The organism is Mycobacterium sp. (genome assembly GCF_965229105.1).
In the GTDB taxonomy this organism is placed as follows: domain Bacteria; phylum Actinomycetota; class Actinomycetes; order Mycobacteriales; family Mycobacteriaceae; genus Mycobacterium.
The window spans coordinates 2012623-2026735 of record NZ_OZ245858.1; the positions used below are offsets into that span (position 1 = coordinate 2012623).

The following is a 14113-nucleotide window of genomic DNA, read 5'->3' on the forward strand; positions in this document are numbered from 1 at the left end:
GCTTGTCCCACAGTGCTTTCTGATACCTAAAGACCGCTGTCGCCGCGAACCGGTCCGCGATCTCACGCGCTGGATTGACTTCGGCTAGGAGCGTGCGACGACGCGTACCGAATCCTGCGCGTAGTCGGTTGCGTAGATTGTCCCGGTTGAGCCATCGACGGCCATTTGGACCCAGTCGTCGCCCAGTTTTGTCGACGCGAGAATCTGGCAGGACACCGGATCGATGACCAGGAGTTCGCCGCTATCCATCGCGATCAACCCTCCTGATGGATCGACCGCGAACTGGCCGGGTCCGGGGTCGGCCGGGAAACGCTCCTCTGATCGCACATTCCCATCGACGACATCGATGGTGAACAGGGTTTTCGACGATGCGACATAACCGGTGTGCGTGTTGGGATCGACTGCGGCCGCGACGCTGCTCGACCTGACGTCGATGCCGGGGTCGTGTTCGGTCAGTGTGTCTGTGGAAAGCAGCGTAACGCCCATCCACCCGGCGACGAGCGCTGTGTGAGACTTGGGGTCTATCGCCATGTAGTAGGCCGGGAATGACAACTCCACCGTGGTGATCTCGCGGTGCGTGTCTGCATCGAAGACTGTAACCCAGCCGTGTCCCGTATCGGGGGTGTTCTCCTGATTGTCCGGTCGGTTGATTGCGTACACCCGTCGAAGGTCGGGGTCGATGGCCACCGAGAGCACCGAATACGGAAGGGTCTCGGTGTCGACGATGCCGCTCTCGATGTCGACGATGGAGAGCTGCCTGTTTTGCGGGTGGTTGTAGCGGTCGTTGCTGCTGACCCAAGCGCTGTGCGCCTGCGCGTCGAAGGCGACGCTGCTACCGAAGTTGGTCGGCACCGAGAAACTACGCTTTGATGCCGTGTCCTTCGGGTCCACGATCACCAAACCGCTGTCGGTGGCGAGGTAGAGCATGTCTGCGTCGATTCCGATGAAATTGGGTTTCTGACCCAGGTTGATGATCGACGTGAGGCCGAGGCCCTGGGGTGCGCCGGCTGCTTGTTTCGGATTCGTATCGCCGTCGCTGCCGCCCTGGTGCAGAACTACGACGAGAGCAACGACGAGGGCGACGACGGCCGTCGAGGAGATACCCGCCACGACCCACGGTACCCGCGATGCGCGGGGATCTTCTCCCTCGGACGATGCGAATGCGGCTGCTGAGTAACGTGATTCGGTGTCCTCGATCCAGAACTGCCACCCGGGGGGTGCAGGTGGCCACGACGGATCCGGTGCCCAATCCGCGTTCGGTTGCCATCCCGGCGGCAGCGGCCAAGTCGGTGGCGGGTTGAATCTCATCGGGCACTCCCACCGCACGGCGGTCGAGCTAATGGCTGGACGCCAATGGTGTGTGTGACGCGGCGTTTGAACGTCGCACGACGGCTATTGCCAGTGCATGGCGCCTGCATTGAAGCATCGTGGCACAGGCGACGCCGCCCGGCGCCAGTTCGCTGTCAACCGATGATATGAATTTGGTGACCGCCGAGCGTCCGCGCATGTGAGGCCAAGCTGGCGTGAAACAGGCCACCCAACTAAACCCTTCTGGTGCAGGGGCGCCCCTCGCGGCCGTCAAGCCAAACGATCATGTGGTGTGGGGTTCTGACGTGCGACGCTGGGGGCGCCTAACCTGTGACGGCCGGACCCGTCTCACGATGCCGATTAGCCGCCGATCGCTTGAATCAACGCCGCACGGAGCTTGTCCCACAACGCTTTCTGATCGGTGCCTTTCAGGACCTCGATGGTCAGAACGGGAATGCCGCGATCGCGTCCGACATAGGAACCAAGTGACCCTGGTGTCGGGGCAAAATCGGTCGACGCCTCCACCTCCAGGCCGCTGGTTGCCGCGAATCGGTCCGCGATCTCACGCGCCGGACCGTCGAAGTTGATAAATTGGCGTCCGGCCCACGAGTGCGCCACCAGCACCAGATCAGGATGAACACGGTCTACCAGGTCGACCACGGCGCGGGATTCGGGCTGACTCAAGGGCTGGCCGCCATTCGACGGGTTGGTGCTATCGAAGTTCGACGCCGGGAAATTCCGGTTGATATCAACGCCATTGGCGTTGCCGCGAGTATGGGCAGCACGGCCGTCAGGGTTGGCGTCTTCAAGGATGGTCAGCGTGACGGCGTCGGCCAGGCCCGCAGCGTCGAAAGCCGAGGGCAGCTCGGTGGTCGTGTCGGCGCCTTCGGGTTCGTCGCCGTGAATCCCCCCGATGAACAGAACTTTTCGTGGCCCCGTGCCGAAGGTCCGCGCTCGGATGGGCCGGCCCTCCACCGTGGTGGCGACAATTTCCCAGCCGGCGGCATCGACGGGTGCACCCAATTGCATGGTCGGCGCCGGCATCGACGTCGTTGTCTCGACAGACACGGGAGTGGATGCGTCCGCCGTGTGCGGCTGATCCGTGCCGCATGCCGTAAGCACCACGGACCATATGCCGAGAAGGACCATAAGGCCTGCGAGGGTTTCGGTCAGCACGATGGAATGCCCGTTGTCGAGATATTCAAATAAACCGAATTCACGAATGCGCCGTTGTTCAGTCCGAACCAAAGGTTGCTCGAGCCATGGCCTTCGCTGCTGCGGGTATCGCCGGAGGTAACACACACCACGGTGACAGTCATGCCGTCCTGCAGATCATCGGGGACCAGTCGGGGAGCGGCGGTGAACGGCGCGTCGCGTTGTTTCACCCCACAGGAACCACCTTCGTCACACGTGCCGACGACGACGGCAGACCACGACGAGGGAGGTGGCGAGGTCGGTGAGATCGGAGTTGGGTTTATGACGAAGGTTTGCGGTGGAAGTGTCACCTGCGCAGTGCTGTCGCCCTTGCGCTGCCCCGACGTCGTGGAGTCCTCGCTGGACGTCAGTGTCACACCGACCGCCACGATGAGGCCGACACACACCAACGCTGCCAACACCCACAGGATGGTTCGGCTGCCGCTAGCGACGTGAGCGGGGCCCGGCGGCCATGCCGGGGGTGGGGCGGGATCCCATGTCGGGGGTGGTTGAGGCTGATGTCCGAGCGGCGGCAAAGCTTTCTGGGCAGGAGCGAATGCCGATGCCTTCCGCTCCTTTCGCATGGAATCGATCGCACACCAGGGGCATTCGTCGGTGCCTGCGGGGATCTGATGCCGAGGATCGCGGTGGCAACTGATGATCTGGATCCGGGACAGTGCCTGCCGCCACTCGTCGGCCGAGGGACGCGCATTCGGATCCTCAGCACCGTCGGTGAAGCACCGTGCAAAGAGTGACTGAATGTCGTTGGGAAGAAAGCTGATCGGTGGCGCCAGCGGATGAGTGCGAAGTGCCGAACCGGGGCCGCCTGCCCAGTTTCCGCGCGATGCCAAGGTGAGCGCGTCGGGTTGTTCACCCACCCCGCTCCAGACGCCGCGCATGAACGGATGGTTTCCCGCCATGATCAGCAGGTGGATATGCACTGCCAAGGCGAAGAGATCAGAAGTCTTGTTACGAGCAGTAGTTCGCAGGTCTGCCTTGGCCAACTCCGGCGCCGTGAATTCCGGCCGCCCGAGAGGAGAGAGAAACTGCCGTCGGGTGTCATCGGTGAACTGCATTGAATCGCAGTCCACGAGAGTGACGCGAACGGTATTGGCGACCAATATGTTGCGTTCCTGAAAATCGCCGATCACAGCGTCGATATGGTGCACCACGTCGACCGCAAGACACAGATTCGCGGCGGCTGTCAGCAGGTGCGCCCATGTCGCCCCCGCAGTCCATTGCGGCGCAGAGGGCAGCGGGTTGGCTCGGTTCGAGGGATTGCTCAACGAGTGAATTTCGACGGCCTGGGCGGTATCGATGCGGGGCATCACGAACCCGACCGCTGTCCGGCCCTGAAACAAGACGTATTGCGGCCAGGCGAGTACAACGAATCCGTCGTCTTGCACTGCACCCTGTGGCACAGCGCCCACCATCGCCGATACCTTCGCCGCCTTCTCAGCCAGGTCAGGTAGGTCAGTATGAAATATTTTCGCCACCAGATTCGGTCGACTGTTGACCGTGTAGATGGTGCCCTCGCCCGCCTTGGCCAGAACCGGCCCGAGTTCCACCAAGGAACCGTCTGCAAGAGTCAGGCGCACTTGCGGCAACGCAACCATCCGATGCACTGGTGACACCTCGAACGCTGGAACGGCCGTGAAGTTGTCATAGGCGAACGTTAACCAGATGCAGCTCACAGCGGTAGAGGACAAGGCTGAATTCGACCGAATGGAGGACACGGTATCGGCCGTGTCGGCGGACGACGGGTCTGGCGAGTGACAACTGGCTCGATATCCGGTCGAATTACGCTGTGTCAGCGCAAGCCGCATTTCGGCTGCCGAGCCTGAGATGACGCTCACGGCAGCCCGCCTCGCCCCGGCCCGAATCACTCTGGAATCCTCACGGCACTGATCGGATGAATGCTGGCGGGCGATATCTGACGCCGCAGCCACCGTCCCTGCCCGCCAGTCGGCCGCACAGCCCCTTTGCGCCGTCTCTCCGTGAACCGCCCGCACCGCCGGGCCGCGACCGAAACCCCAGACGGCCGCAGTGTCATCCGAACATCGTATTAAGCGATCAGATGCTTTCTGAACGCCGTCACGCGGCGTAGCTTTCCTAGCTGTGAAGCAAAGGCTAGTTCGGAGCCGCGACTGTGCAACTCTGAGATGGTCACGGTGAAGGACGTCGTAAGAGGATCGCGGGATACTCTGTGGCACAAGTTGATTCGTTCGATAAGAAGCCCGCAGACTATCCTCATCTCGCATGCTCAACAATGCGCTAGGGATGACGGCACCGCGGTGGAAGGTGTCAGTTTTCATCGGTGCTCGTGTGCTCGTGTGCGGAAGTCGCTTCGAGGCTGGCACTGATTTCTCGCAAAGAAAGTGACGAGGTACGTGCTCCCGCAACTGCTCAGGTTTTTGAAGACCGCTGTCAGTCAATCAAATTCGGACTCACCACTCGTAGGCACTGACTCTGAGGAGAAGAACATGAGTTGCTCAGCACCGCAGAACCGCGGTCGGCCGCGGTTCGCGGGTGACCGCTATCAGCGCTTCTGCCAGGGCGCGCACGTGCTCGCCACCGACCCGGCAGTGACTGAGGGCGCATACCCGCTCAATCGGGAGGGGCTGCTGCTGTTTTCGGCTGTGGTTGCCGAGCGAGGACTCCTAGATCAGTTGTCGGAGTGGGAATCTGACCTAGTCACGATGATGGTGCTGCTCGATTTCCACAACGGCCCCGGTTGCCTCGCTGAGCGTGTCCAGCAATGGCTAGTAGGTGAGCACGACGACACCATGGCTGCTCATCGGATCTGGATGATTGCGGGCGCCCTCTCCGCGATTCTGGCATCACAGTGCGAGTTGATGGCTGCCTCCGAGGTGCCCTGAGGCGCGCTGTACTCGCGAAAGCTCCAGGTCCCCAGACTCACTTTCCCTGGCCTGCTCTTGCTGAAGGCGACTCTGCGGAGCTGTTCCGCTGTCGGATACGCCTGTCCGTGGCCATGAAAAGTCCTCATCGGTGACAACGCCGACCGGATCTCGTTGACTAAGTCGTCACCAATGCAATCGACCCTGCGCGCGGAGGCGTTAGACCTCATCGGCCAGCTCGCTACCCGCCTCCGCTCATGGGGCCACGAGCCGGACCTTATGGCGGGGATAGGCATTCCACACCTGTGTTCAGATAGCTACGTCCGACTCGCCGCCCGGTCGCGCTGACCAGAACGGTGGCCGATCGACCCGCACCGATCCACGATGGCAGAAGTGCCCTGCCTGTAACCTCGCAGCAACACTGCAGCCGGCTGATAGTCCGACAGCAGGTGCCGTAATTCGCGCAGGTGAGAATCCCAATCGGCATGGACGCGCCGGCGCAGGATCGCAACGACGAACAGCAGCGGCCGTTCGTAGAAGCGGCCACAGAATCGCAAGTAGGCAATTTAAGGCTAGGATCATTAGGCATGGGGGCATAACACTCTGGCCTGTTAGGTCAGAGTCCTATGAGGTAGGAGACATGCCTCAAGACCGACCCCCAGTTTCACTGAACGAGGCGACCAAGGCGTTTGGTGACCGCGTCCGTGAACGGCGCAATCAGCTCGGCATCAGTCAGGAGACTGCAGCCGACCGGATCTCGATCCATTGGAGCGCGCTCGGCAAAATCGAGCGGGGCCAGAGAAGCCTCCGGCTGGAGACGATCCTGAAGATCGCGGCCGGCCTGGAGATCGATCCGGGCGACCTCATCAAAGGCCTTCCGGTGCCTGAGGTGGCTGAAGGCTGAGCCAACGGCCGCGGCAACGCCGCGTGCCATCAGTGCGTGGCACGGGAGCCGCTAGGTAAGCGGGCGCTGCCCGAACCGGGATGCTCTATGACTGCCGGAAATCCATTCGCGGCTGCTTGCAATGCAGCAGTGCTTGCGTGCTAATCCTTGGCTGAGTCACCACCATGGCCGTATGGGCATCGTCAGCCTGCTACTGCACTGACGCGGCAACGGTCCAGCACGTTCGTACCCATGGACGACTCATTCCATCGGCTGGCGGACACGAGGCGGACAGTCTGCGAAGTCGAATTCGTCCTCCGAGGGTGGCCCCAATGCCGCACTCGCATGCGGCCGGAGGGTGATCGACGAGGGCGGTATGGGAGTAATACTGCTGTCATCCGTTCGGCTGAATTCGCAATGCGCCACAGGCGATGCGCTCATTCGGCGCGCCCCTCTCGTGACGGCCGCGTCTGCGAGAGCTGGCGCCGCTGATTCGACGATGCGAGCGCTCCGGCTCGGCCCTGCGATGGCGCGATTACGCGTCCCGGTCATGTTTTCTGAAGCTAACCCCGGCTCTCCCTCGGAGCTGTCCTTGCAGCACCTCGCTCACTCGGATAGGACGAAGCCGTCACCAGCAAACGCCCGGTGGCGCCTTGAAAGCCCCGGGTGCATTCGTCATGCAGACGTCGGCTCCCCGTTGGCAGCGTGGCCGAGTGGATTGTGTCTACGAATACTGTTCATCAGCAACATGTTTGGCGATCAGAGTTCGATCCTGGTCCCACAGCATTCATCGCGGCCATGGGTAGCGGCCTCTACATCCATGCCCGTTCGGCTACTGCTTGGTACTACCGTCGGTGTCGTGTCAAGTGTGTGGATGCGCAAGCCGGCTCCGGCATCCCCATCTAATGCACCCTAGTCAGATCACCTGTCGTTCACCGACGCGACAGCGGCGCGGCATGTCTCCGCGCTAGGGGCGGTCACCACGCGACGCGGCCAAATGAAGTCGGTTGCCCACCAGAGAGTCTCTATCGCATAGGGCGCAGATCTAAATAGCCCATGCTGAATTAACCCATGCGTATTGCACCTAGCCTTAAAAGGCTTTACTCTCACGTTGTCGGCCATCAGGACGGCGCACATAGCGAGTCAATCGGGGAAGGGGTTAGTCGATGTCGGCTACTCGAAGTGAAGAGGGCATGACTGTCAACATTGCGCCAGCCGCCGCCGGACTGTCTGCAGGAGGGCAGATTTCACTCGGTGGGCCCGCTCGCAGAGCCATGCGAACCCTCGGGATGAGTGTCTTCGTTGCCGCCGCGGGGTCGGCGATAGCACTCGTTGGTGCAGCCGCGGCGGTCGCCCAGCCCGGGGTTGTCAGCGGGCAGTCCGGAAGCTCGGTCGATGTCGATGGCACCCAAGGAACCATGGTCCCGGCGCTCACTGGAGATCAGCGCACGCTGACCACGCAAGCGACTGACGGCCACACCATTACAAGTGATGCCTGCTATGGCAGGCCGCATAAGGGTTGCTTGCCGCCTTCGAGTTTCGACCCGACCACCATCTCGGCAACCACCGGCATCAGCGATGACCCCGACAGTGTCCTCGACCCCGACGGCTATCAGACCAACCAGTCTTAAGGCGCGGGCGATCTGCGCGCCTCAGCCCGCTCGGCAAGGGGCGGGCTGAGAGGCGCGACGCGCCGGGGCGTGCTTAGCGATCCAGCCGCGGCGTAGAGGGCTCCCCCTCAATGAGTACAAGCCGTATTGAGCAGCAACGCTCTTGGTGCTCGCCGCAGAATACCCATCTGACCGGGATTCATGTCGGCAACCTGCTGGTACCCGGCGGCATCGCCAGGTGGCGGACCTCAGGAACTAGCCGGAGCTCTACGACGTTAAATCGCTGAGCTGATTTCGCTTCTCGGCATGAGGGGCCAAGCGGTGAATGCCGCAGCTCGCAGTAGCCGCGGATCTCGGTGAGTGGAAGAGTCGGCCTCAGGCGCAGCAGGTGCTTCGCTAGGCGGAATTGTAAGCCGTCACGGAATTTGGGGTGCTTACCCAGCGGCCTTCCGAAGGGCGCACGATGCGTTGTTCTGCGCGGTGTGCGCATTGTGCAATCACGCTCGGATGGCTCCGCCTGCTTCCCCTACTACGCTGATCTCATGAGCGAGCGACGTTCGGCATCAGACTCTGACCGCAGCATGGGTCTCGCGACGCGGGCCATCCATGCGGGCTACCGTCCCGACCCGGCGACCGGTGCGGTCAACGCGCCCATCTATGCCAGTTCCACGTTCGCCCAGGACGGTGTTGGCGGTCTGCGTGGGGGATTCGAGTACGCCAGGACCGGCAACCCCACCCGCGCGGCGCTGGAGGCCGCCCTGGCCGCCGTCGAGGGCGGCACCTACGGCCGGGCGTTCAGTTCGGGGATGGCCGCCACCGACTGCACCTTGCGTGCGGTGCTACGACCCGGTGATCACGTGGTGATCCCCGACGACGCCTACGGCGGCACGTTCCGGTTGATCGACAAGGTGTTCACCCAGTGGGGTATCACGCACACCCCGGTCGCGCTGTCCGATCTGGATGCGGTGCAGGCGGCGCTGACCTCCCAGACCAAGTTGATCTGGGTGGAGACACCGACCAACCCGCTGTTGTCGATCGCCGATATCGCTGCGATCTCGGATCTGGGTGCGCGTCATGGTGCAAAGGTGTTGGTGGACAACACCTTTGCTTCGCCTGCACTGCAGCAGCCGCTGTCGCTCGGTGCCGATATCGTGCTGCACTCGACGACGAAGTACATCGGTGGACACTCCGACGTCGTCGGTGGCGCATTGGTCACCAACGACGAAGAGCTCGACACCGCGTTTGCTTTCCTGCAGAACGGCGCAGGTGCGGTGCCGGGGCCGTTCGACGCCTACCTGACGATGCGTGGGCTCAAGACGCTGGTGCTGCGGATGGCACGGCACAGCGAGAACGGCGCTGCGGTCGCGGCCTTCCTGGCCGAGCATCCCGCGGTGGCTACCGTGCTCTACCCCGGCCTGCCCGATCATCCCGGCCACGCCGTCGCCGCTGCACAGATGAGCGGATTCGGCGGCATGATCTCGGTGCGGATGGCCGGCGGGATCACCGCAGCACGCGAACTCTGCTCGCGGACAGAGATTTTCATCCTCGCCGAGTCGCTCGGCGGAGTGGAATCACTGATCGAGCATCCGGGCGCGATGACCCACGCATCGACGGCCGGATCTCAGCTTGAGGTGCCCGACGACCTGGTCCGACTGTCAGTGGGAATCGAGGACGTCTCGGACCTGATCGGCGATCTGGAACAGGCCCTCACCTAGCTCTGCCGTCCGCCCGGGCGCAGTGCGAATGCATTGCGCCCCAGGCGGATACGTCAGACGGATCAGGCGTGGTAGGGCTCTGCGCTGATCAGCGTGACCTTGACGGTGGTCCCGTTGGGCACGGTGTACTTGCGGGTTTCGCCGACCTTGGCGTCCAGCAGCGCACCGCCCAGCGGTGAGCCGGGGGAGTACACCTCCAGCTTGCCGTCGCTGACACCTTCTTGACGGGTGCCGATCAGGAACGTCTCGCTATCGGACTCGTCATCGTCGTAGTAGACCTTGACCACCGAACCGGGCAGAGCGACGCCGGACTGTTTGGGGGCCTCGCCGACCTTGGCGTTGTTGAGGAGTTCCTGCAGTTGGCGGATGCGCCCTTCCTGCTGGCCCTGCTCCTCGCGGGCGGCGTGGTAGCCGCCGTTCTCGCGCAGGTCGCCTTCTTCGCGGCGGTCGTTGATCTCCGCGGCGATGACGGGCCGGTTCGCGATCAGCTGATCGAGCTCGGCCTTGAGGCGATCGTGAGCTTCCTGTGTCAGCCAGGTCACCTGGGTATCAGTCATCTCCTCGCGCTCCTCCATGTTGTTGGTCCGCGATGTTCGCGTTGGCAGTCTGTTGTCGTCGGTGCCGGGAGCATGCGGGGAATTCCCCTGTGTATTGCCATCTCAACGCCACGGCTAAACGGGCTGCTAAAGAAGCAATACACGGTCCCAGCGGGAACCGTGTACCCACCGATGGTACCACCGGCGGATCAGCGGATTTTCACAATTCCGCAGTTCGGAGTTTGTTGTGCGGTCGCCAGGAGGCCATCTTCGAGGATGCCGTCACGGTGCGATCAAATACGCCGGGACGTCGGTTCCGCAGCCGTAGACATCGCCGATCACTGGCGGCCTGCTCGTCTTGACAGTAGCTTTCACCTGCACCGTTGCCTGATCCGATGGCGCGACGAGCACTTCGCGCCGCCCGGTTTCGGTGCCGTCCTTGGACCGGGCCCGCACGATGCACACCACCGGGCGCCCCGGGTCGGCCCGGGTGACGCTGATGGTCACGTCCACCGTCTGGTCATCGACCAGTTGGTAACCGCCGAGCTTGCCCTCCACATCGGCTGTGCCGAGGCGTTGATAGCCCACGACCGCGACCACAATGCTCGCGGCGACGGCCAGCACCGCAAGCGCGATGATGACGCCACGGCGCGGTAGCTTCTGCTTGCCGTATCGCGACTCGGGGCGGCGCAGGGAATCATCGGTCATTGTGTGTGGTTTGTCTCTGGTCAGGGATCGGGTTTCGAGTCCCGACCGCGGGGATGGAACTATTAGACCAGGGAAAATTATTCACCCTGGACTCCAGCAGACAGTGAAGTGAAGGCGGACGGTGACCGAACTGCGGTTGATGGCGGTGCATGCCCACCCGGATGACGAATCCAGCAAGGGTGCGGCAACGATGGCCAAATATGCCGCGGAGGGCCATCAGGTGCTGGTGGTGTCACTCACCGGCGGCGAGCGGGGCGACATTCTCAACCCGGCGATGGACCTGCCGGAGATACATGGACGCATCGCCGAGGTCAGGCGCGACGAGATGGCGCGGGCCGCCGAAATCCTCGGCGTCCAGCACACCTGGCTGGGCTACGTGGACTCCGGCCTGCCTGAAGGTGACCCGCTGCCGCCGCTGCCCGAGGGCTGTTTTGCCTTGGTTCCGCTGGAGGAAGCAAGCGAGCGACTGGTCCGGGTGATCCGCGAATTCCGGCCCCACGTGATGACCACCTACGACGAGAACGGCGGCTACCCGCATCCCGATCACATTCGGTGCCATCAGGTTTCGGTCGCGGCCTATGAGGCGGCGGCCGACTACCGGCTGTTCCCCGACGCCGGTGATCCGTGGTCGGTTTCCAAGCTGTACTACAACCACGGATTCCTGCGGAAACGCATGCAGGCCTTCCAGGACGAATTCGCCAAACACGGCCAGACCGGTCCGTTCGAGAAGTGGCTCAAGGACTGGGATCCAGAACTCGACGTCACGGCCAACAGGATCACCACCAATATTGAATGTGCCGCCTACTTCCAGCAGCGTGACGACGCGTTGATGGCCCATCGCACCCAGATCGACCCCAGCAGCTTCTTCTTCACCACGCCGATGGAATGGCAACAGAGGTTGTGGCCGACCGAGGAGTACGAGCTGGCCAGGTCGCGGGTTCCGGTGGTGCTGCCGGAGACCGATCTGTTCGCAGGGATCGAACGGTGATCAGCCTCTGGTCCACCCCGTATGCACTGGCCGTGCGGGTGTTGGCCGACGACACCCCCAAGAACACCGGGCCGGACTTCGGTAAAGCCAGCCCCTTCGGCCTGGTCATCGTGATTTTGCTCTTCATCGGGACCGTCTTCCTGGTCTGGTCGATGAACAAGCAATTGAAGAAACTTCCCGACTCCTTCGACCCTGAGCACCCGGAACCGGACCAGGCCGTCGATGACGGCACCGTGGATGTCGATCCGGCGGAGACGCACTCGGAATCAGGTGCTGCCCCGAACGCCGGACCCCGCGAGCCCAGTGACTAACCAGCTGGGCGAGGCCACCAGCCCCTATCTGCGTCAGCACGCCGATAACCCGGTGCACTGGGTGCAGTGGTCGGCGCAAGCTCTCGCCGAGGCGGCCCGCCGCGATGTTCCGATCCTGTTGTCGATCGGGTACGCCGCGTGTCACTGGTGCCATGTGATGGCGCACGAATCGTTCGAATCCGTTGAGGTGGCAGCAGTCGCCAATGCCGGCTTCGTCTGCATCAAAGTCGACCGCGAGGAGCGGCCCGACCTCGACGCCGTCTACATGAATGCCACCGTCGCGATGACCGGACAGGGTGGCTGGCCGATGACGTGTTTCCTGACGCCCGACGGCCGGCCCTTCTTCTGCGGCACCTATTACCCGAAAGAGTCTTTTCTGGAGCTGCTTTCGGCCGTCAAGGACACCTGGCGCGACCGTCGTGACGATGTCGAAAAGGCGTCCGAGGAGATCGCCGGCGAACTACGGGCCATGGCCTCGGGGCTGCCGGGTGGGGGTCCGCCGGTCTCGGCCCAACTCTGCGACCACGCCGCGGCAGCCGTGCTCGCCGACGAGGACGCGACCGCGGGCGGTTTTGGTGGCGCGCCGAAGTTTCCGCCGTCGGCACTGCTGGAGGCGCTGCTGCGCAACTACGAGCGCACCGGTTCCACCGCCACGCTCGGCGCCGTCGAACGTACCTGTACGGCGATGGCGCGCGGCGGTATCTACGACCAGCTGGCCGGCGGTTTCGCCCGCTACAGCGTCGACAATGCTTGGGTGGTACCGCATTTCGAGAAGATGCTGTACGACAATGCGTTGCTGCTACGGGTCTACGCGCACTGGTCCCGACGCGGTGGGGCAGCCCTGGCGCGCCGGGTCGCCGGGCAGACCGCCGACTTTCTGATCCGCGATCTGACTGCTGGTGACATGTTCACCTCGTCGCTGGACGCCGACGCCGCCGGGCGGGAAGGTTCGACGTATGTCTGGACGCCCGAACAGCTGCGCAACGTCCTGGGTGATGACGACGGTGATTGGGCCGCAGGGGTTTTCGGGGTCACCGCAGCGGGCACGTTCGAACACGGTGAGTCGGTGCTGCAGCTGTGGTCCGAGCCTGATGATCCCGCCCGGTTGGCGCGGGTATCGGCCGCGCTACTGACGGCGCGCGCCGACCGGGTCCAACCGGGCCGTGATGACAAGATCGTCACCGCCTGGAATGGGCTGGCCATCACCGCGCTGTGCGAGACCGCCGTCGCATTGGACCGGCCCGACCTGGTGGCCGCCGCCCGGGGCTGCGCGGACGCGCTGCTGCAAGTTCACCTTGTCGATGGGCGCCTACGACGCGCCAGCCTCGGTGGGCGCGTCGGCGAAAGCGCAGCGATCCTTGAGGACTACGCCACCCTGGCCACCGGATTGCTGGCGTTGTATCAGCTGACCGCAGAAGCGGGCTGGCTGGCCGCGGCCACTGGTTTGCTCGATACGGCGCTGACCCACTTCGCCGATCCTGACCGGCCCGGCCGATGGTTCGACACCGCCGACGACGCCGAGCAGCTGATGGTGCGCCCGGCCGATGCGATCGACGGTGCGACACCGTCGGGGGCGTCATCGATCGCCGAGGCGCTGCTGACCGCCGCGCATCTGGTCGGCCCAGACCGCTCGGGGCGGTACTCGCAGACCGCAGCGGAAACCCTGCTGGTGGCCTCGCCGCTGCTGGCGCGTGCGCCCCGCTCGGGCGGTCATTGGCTCGCCGTCGCCGAGGCCGCGGTGCGCGGCCCGCTGCAGATCGCCGTGGCCTGCGATCCGGCCGAGTCGTCGCTGTTGGATGCGGCCCGACGGTTGGCGCCCGGCGGCACGATCGTCGTCGGGGGAGCGGTGGACTCCTCGGAACTACTGACCGGTCGGGACCGGGTGCGCGGGGCCCTAGGGCTGGTGGACGCCGCCTACGTCTGCCATGGGCACGTCTGCGACCTGCCTGTCACGGGCGTGGCGGAACTTGCTGCCGCCCTGGGTGTCTCCGTGTAGCGTGCC

Annotated in this window: 12 protein-coding genes; 7 read left to right on the forward strand and 5 right to left on the reverse strand. The window is 63.7% G+C overall.

The annotated features are described in order from the left end of the window. Positions 1–84 precede the first annotated feature (84 nt). The 3 genes from ADBZ9O_RS09710 to ADBZ9O_RS09720 form a co-directional block, all read right to left on the reverse strand. Entirely contained in the window at positions 85–1308 is a 1224-nt protein-coding gene (locus ADBZ9O_RS09710) for a YncE family protein (RefSeq protein ID WP_526530639.1), read from the reverse strand. Positions 1309–1668: 360 nt separating this feature from the next. Then, complete coding sequence (locus ADBZ9O_RS09715; RefSeq protein ID WP_526530641.1) at positions 1669–2484, reverse strand: M14 family zinc carboxypeptidase; 816 nt, start codon at positions 2482–2484, stop codon at positions 1669–1671. Then, on the reverse strand, positions 2478–4118 hold the full coding sequence (locus tag ADBZ9O_RS09720) for a hypothetical protein (RefSeq protein WP_526533003.1): 1641 nt from the start codon (positions 4116–4118) through the stop codon (positions 2478–2480). The genes ADBZ9O_RS09715 and ADBZ9O_RS09720 overlap by 7 nt, the downstream gene beginning before the upstream one ends. Before the next feature lie 867 nt (positions 4119–4985). Between ADBZ9O_RS09720 and ADBZ9O_RS09725 the strand changes: the two genes are divergently transcribed. From ADBZ9O_RS09725 to ADBZ9O_RS09740, 4 genes are all read left to right on the forward strand, one after another. Next, positions 4986–5381, forward strand: a complete 396-nt coding sequence (locus tag ADBZ9O_RS09725) for a hypothetical protein (protein WP_526530643.1) — start codon at positions 4986–4988, stop codon at positions 5379–5381. A 619-nt stretch (positions 5382–6000) separates the two neighbouring features. Beyond that, on the forward strand, positions 6001–6264 hold the full coding sequence (locus ADBZ9O_RS09730) for a helix-turn-helix domain-containing protein (protein WP_526530645.1): 264 nt from the start codon (positions 6001–6003) through the stop codon (positions 6262–6264). Between the two features lie 1172 nt (positions 6265–7436). Next, positions 7437–7874: a hypothetical protein gene (locus tag ADBZ9O_RS09735; RefSeq protein WP_526530647.1), complete on the forward strand. Its 438-nt coding sequence runs from the start codon at positions 7437–7439 to the stop codon at positions 7872–7874. Positions 7875–8395: 521 nt separating this feature from the next. After that, positions 8396–9568: a cystathionine gamma-synthase gene (locus ADBZ9O_RS09740; protein ID WP_526530649.1), complete on the forward strand. Its 1173-nt coding sequence runs from the start codon at positions 8396–8398 to the stop codon at positions 9566–9568. 62 nt (positions 9569–9630) lie between these two features. On the opposite strand, the gene greA is transcribed toward ADBZ9O_RS09740, so the two are convergent. Next, positions 9631–10125, reverse strand: a complete 495-nt coding sequence (greA, locus tag ADBZ9O_RS09745; RefSeq protein WP_526530651.1) for a transcription elongation factor GreA — start codon at positions 10123–10125, stop codon at positions 9631–9633. 261 nt (positions 10126–10386) lie between these two features. After that, positions 10387–10812 carry a DUF4307 domain-containing protein gene (locus ADBZ9O_RS09750; protein WP_526530653.1) on the reverse strand — a complete coding sequence of 142 codons (426 nt, stop codon included), beginning with the start codon at positions 10810–10812 and terminating at the stop codon, positions 10387–10389. Between the two features lie 121 nt (positions 10813–10933). On the opposite strand from ADBZ9O_RS09750, the gene mca reads away from it, so the two are divergent. The 3 genes from mca to ADBZ9O_RS09765 are packed head-to-tail and all read left to right on the forward strand — an operon-like array spanning position 10934 to position 14107. Beyond that, entirely contained in the window at positions 10934–11800 is an 867-nt protein-coding gene (mca, locus tag ADBZ9O_RS09755) for a mycothiol conjugate amidase Mca (RefSeq protein WP_526530655.1), read from the forward strand. Further along, entirely contained in the window at positions 11800–12111 is a 312-nt protein-coding gene (locus ADBZ9O_RS09760) for a hypothetical protein (protein WP_526533005.1), read from the forward strand. The genes mca and ADBZ9O_RS09760 overlap by 1 nt, the downstream gene beginning before the upstream one ends. Beyond that, positions 12038–14107, forward strand: coding sequence for a thioredoxin domain-containing protein (locus ADBZ9O_RS09765; protein ID WP_526533007.1), 2070 nt, complete (start codon positions 12038–12040; stop codon positions 14105–14107). The genes ADBZ9O_RS09760 and ADBZ9O_RS09765 overlap by 74 nt, the downstream gene beginning before the upstream one ends. The last annotated feature ends 6 nt before the right edge of the window (positions 14108–14113 follow it).